The organism is Streptomyces sp. HSW2009, from assembly GCF_040240285.1.
In the GTDB taxonomy this organism is placed as follows: Bacteria; Actinomycetota; Actinomycetes; order Streptomycetales; family Streptomycetaceae; genus Streptomyces.
In genome coordinates, this window is record NZ_JBEHZD010000758.1 from 1 (window position 1) to 3,045 (window position 3,045).

General features: G+C 78.5%; 1 protein-coding gene. It reads right to left on the reverse strand.

The features are described from left to right. Positions 1–113: 113 nt before the first annotated feature. Positions 114–2,258 (reverse strand): hypothetical protein, encoded by a 2,145-nt coding sequence (locus AAHZ94_RS31800; protein ID WP_349997180.1) that lies wholly within the window; start codon positions 2,256–2,258, stop codon positions 114–116. Positions 2,259–3,045 lie beyond the last annotated feature (787 nt).

Here is a 3,045-nt window from a genome sequence, read left to right on the forward strand (position 1 = left end):
CCCCCCCCCGCCCCCCCCGCCCCCCCCCCCCCCCCGGGGGGGGGGGGGGGGGCGGGGGGGGGGGGGGCGGGGGGGGACGAATGGGGGTGGGCCCGGTCGGGCCGCCGCCGCTGCTAGAGGTCCACCGCCCCGCGCTCGGTCAGCTTGTACTTGCGGGCCAGCGGGGTCCAGAGCTTCGCCGCCGCGTTCTTGGCCGCGCTCGCCTCGCCGCTGGCCCGGTTGCCGAGCGCGGTGTGGCCGCTGGAGCGTGCCTTGCCCTTGTGGCAGCCGTTCTTCTTGCCCACCTGGTCGGCCCAGGCCGCGTAGTGGTTGTCCGCCGACGCGGAGGACCGCCACGCCTTGGTCAGCGCCTGGGTGAGCTCGGTGTGCTGCGGCAGCTTGTCCACCGAGATCTGGCCGAGCCTGGTCACCAGCGCGTTGCGCTGCCGGGCCGCGGCGCGCAGGTCGCTGGCCGCCTTCGGCAGCGCCTTGCAGGTCTTGATGTTGTTCACCGACGCGATCACGCTGGCCCGGCTGCTGTTGCTGTCCTTGAGCAGCGCGTCCAACGCCTTGGCCTGCGGTTCGGCCGGATCGGCCGGCTCGCTCGGCGACGGGGCCGTGGACGAGGGCGGCGGCGAGTCGCTGGCCACCACCTCCTTGCCCGGGGGGTCGGCCTTGTCCTTGTCCTTCTTGCCGTCGCCGCCGCTCATGCTGATCGCCGCGCCGGCCGCGAGCCCGGCCACCGCGCAGGCCGCGACCACCACGCCGATGATCACCCCGCGCCGGGAGCGCCGCCCCCCGCCGCCGTCACCGACGTAGTCGACGTCGGCCGGCGGCTCCTGCCCGTAACCGCCGTGCTGCGGGTACGGGCCGCCGCCCTGCGCCGCGGGCTGCGGTCCCGGGCCCTGGTCGTACAGCGGCATCTGCTGCGTGGACTCCGGGCCGTCGGCCGCGCCGCCCGCCCGGAACAGCCCGTCGAACTCGGCCGGCGGCTGCCGGTCGCCCGGCGCCCCGGGCCGCACCCCGTACGGCGCGCCTCCCGGGTGCGGCGGCGGGCCGGCCGGGATCGGGCCCGGCAGCACCTGGGTCTCCTCGGCCGTGCCGACCCCGGCCGGCGGCGGGCCGTCGTAGTCGGGCCGGCGCAGCATGGTGGTCGACTCGGCCGGCGACTCCGGCTGGCGCAACTCCGGCTGCGGCAGGCTCTGCCCGGCCGCCGACTGCCCGGGGCCGGCCGGGGTGGGCCGCAGGATCTGGGTGTGGCCCTGCTCGGCGGTGGGCGCCGGGGGCGTGGGCCGCAGGATCTGGGTGTGCGCGGCGGGCTGCTGCCCGGGGGCCGGCTGCTGGGCGCGCAGGATCTGGGTCTGGGGCTGCGGCGGCTGCGACTGCATCTGCTGCTGCGAGAGATCGCCGTGCGGCGGCTGCTGGCCGGCCGGGGCGGGCGGTTGGGCGCGCAGGATCTGGGTCTGCGGCTGCTGGCCGGGGCCGCCGCCGTAGGGGCCCGGCTGCTCGGGCGCGCCGTACGGGCCGGCTTGCTCGGGCGCGCCGTACGGGCCTGGCTGCTGCGGGGCGGCCGGCTGGCCGGGTTGGAGGCTCGGGAAGCCGGGGGCGGCCGGCTCGGGCTGCGGGTAGCCGGGCTGCGGCTGCTGTGCCTGCTGCGGCTGGCCGTAGTACGGCTGCGGGGTGGCCGGGTGCTGGCCCTCGGCCGGCAGCGGCTGGCCCGGCGCTCCGTAGCCGCCGGATGCCTGCTGCGGCAGTGCGCCGGGCGCGCCCTCGGCGGGCAGCGGCAGCGCGCCACCGAGCTGGGGGCCACCGAGTTGGGGGCCACCGGGCTGCGGGCCGCCGGCCCCGCCCGGCATCGGCCCGGGGTACCCGCCCGCGGCGTCCGCCGGGAAGCCGTCGGGCAGCGGCTGGCCCGGCGCCTGCACGGGGTGCGGGATGTACTGCGTCGCGTCGCCGTCCTGGCCGGGCAGCGGTCCGTAGCCGGTGGGCGCCGCGGGCGGCAGCGCCTGACCCGGCACCGGCTCCCGGGGCACCAGCGCGCCGGGCTGTCCCGGGTGAGCGCCGGGCGGCGGGCCCTGCGGCGGGTGCGGCGTGTTCGGGCCCCAGGGATCGCCCCACGGCTGTCCTTCGGCCGGCAGCGCTCCCTGTTCGGGCGAGGGCCAACCGTCGGCGCCCTGCCCCCCACCGTGGCGCAGGCCGGCCGAGGGCAGGACCACGCCCTCGTGCGCGGGCGGGGCCGCAGGAGGCTGCGGCTCGTTTCCCTGTCCGCTCTGCGTCACCGGGACTCCTATGAGATATGCGGATGTACGGAACCGCCCGTCACGCTACCGGGTCCGCGCACCCGCCGAACCGCGGGCGGCCCCCACCCGCCCCCCTCATAAGGGGGTTCGCGGCGCGGACCGGTACGGATGCGGCGTGCCGTGACACCCCACACAGCCCGCCACAAGATCCCGCAGAACACCCACCGCCCCCGCCACGGTGCGCGATCACCCCACCACACGGAGCCCACCCCGCCCCGAAGCCCACCCGTCGGACTTCACACACGAGCACGGGGTTCATTCGACAGGGGCCCGTCCGGCAGGAGTTCGTACGACGGGACGCGTGCGGCGGACTCGTGCGGCGGGGGGCACGTTGCGGGGCTCGTGCGCCGGCGTCACGCCGCGGGGCCGTGCGGCAGGGGCTCGTACGCGGCAGAGGCTCGTACGGCAGGGCCCGCGCGAACTGGGCCCGCGCGGCGGGAATGCACATCGCGCGGGCGCGCGTACGACATGGCTCGTACGGCAGGGGCCCGTACGGACAGGACCCGTGCCGCAGGGATTTCACATCGCGCAGGCGCGTACCGCGCGGCAGGGATTCACACCACTGCACAACCGCGCGGGCGCGCCCACGACATGGGCCCGTACGGCGACGGGCCCGGCCAGGCCACCGCGGACGGCCGCCCCAGCCCCCGCCACCGCGGGCTGGCGCCCCGCCGCCCACCCGCACCCGGAATCGCGTCTCTCCGCGCGCCCACGCGCGCGTGCCCGCGTCGCGGTCGGTCGACCGTGGCCGGCCCCGGTGTCGACC